Raw genomic sequence first — 929 nt, 5'->3', positions numbered from 1 at the left:
CGCCTGTACATGCCAAGGCATCCACGAATTGCCCTTACCTCACGCTTGAGAGTCCACACCACCAACGACAACACTGGATCAGCCCGAAGGCCGACACGAAACTCGGCAGAGCAGTGTTACGCGGTATGCTCGGTGTGGATGTTAATCTCAGCCTTGTAAGTGACGGCACCAGCTCGATCCGCAACGAAGCCCGAAAGCCTCGCACGAACCAAACCGAAGCCACCACGGCATCGATTTGAAAAACCCATTCACAATGTCAAAAAACGAGGGGCGCCCTTGGGGCAACCCCGTACTCCACGTCAAGCGCGGAGATCCGATGTCTTCATCTCTAGGTTGTCGGGATGGTGGAGCCTATCGGGATCGAACCGATGACCTGATGCTTGCAAAGCAACCGCTCTCCCAGCTGAGCTAAGGCCCCATGCGCCAGGCATACGACGAAATAGCAACGCTATTTCGCGCAATGCCAAGCACGGCCGGCGGTGCGAAGCACCGTCCGACGACGCGGGCTTTGCCCGCGGCGCTGGCTCGGTCGACGACGCCTGCGATGGTGGGCCGAGCAAGAGTCGAACTTGCGACCTCACGCTTATCAGGCGTGCGCTCTAACCACCTGAGCTACCGGCCCGCACACGCTGCGCCCGTCAGTCGCGGCAAAGCCGCGCCTTATGGGCGCGCTTCTCCGCGCTGGCCGAGCTTGTCTGCGTGCAAAATAGCTCACACTATTTTGTCTCGCAGACTAACCTAGGATGAAGGGACATGAGGACGGCGGCAAATGTTCTTTGGAATGGAGGAAGCTCTTCCAGATGGCGTACCATCCGGCGCTTTCCGCCGATATCCTTAGAAAGGAGGTGATCCAGCCGCAGGTTCCCCTACGGCTACCTTGTTACGACTTCACCCCAGTCGCTGAACCCACCGTGGTCGCCTGCTCCCCT

1 protein-coding gene, 2 tRNA genes and 1 rRNA gene are annotated in these 929 nt (G+C 59.2%); 1 reads left to right on the top strand and 3 read right to left on the bottom strand.

The window, feature by feature from the left end; genetic code table 11:
- The coding region (locus MHZ35_RS17880; protein WP_239436850.1) for a hypothetical protein at window positions 1-239 on the top strand (239 nt) is incomplete at its 5' end.
- Window positions 240-342: 103 nt separating this feature from the next.
- On the opposite strand, the gene MHZ35_RS17875 is transcribed toward MHZ35_RS17880, so the two are convergent.
- The 3 genes from MHZ35_RS17875 to MHZ35_RS17865 all read right to left on the bottom strand — a co-directional run.
- Window positions 343-418: transfer RNA gene (locus MHZ35_RS17875), tRNA-Ala, on the bottom strand.
- A 127-nt stretch (window positions 419-545) separates the two neighbouring features.
- Window positions 546-622 (bottom strand) — tRNA-Ile (locus MHZ35_RS17870).
- A 216-nt stretch (window positions 623-838) separates the two neighbouring features.
- A 16S ribosomal RNA gene (locus MHZ35_RS17865) occupies window positions 839-929 on the bottom strand; the annotation flags it as partial.

Source organism: Sphingomonas sp. ACRSK (genome assembly GCF_022346685.1).
In the GTDB taxonomy this organism is placed as follows: domain Bacteria; phylum Pseudomonadota; class Alphaproteobacteria; order Sphingomonadales; family Sphingomonadaceae; genus Sphingomonas; species Sphingomonas molluscorum.
Note: the sequence above shows the minus strand (reverse complement) of the source record. Positions and strands in the feature narration are given on the sequence as shown.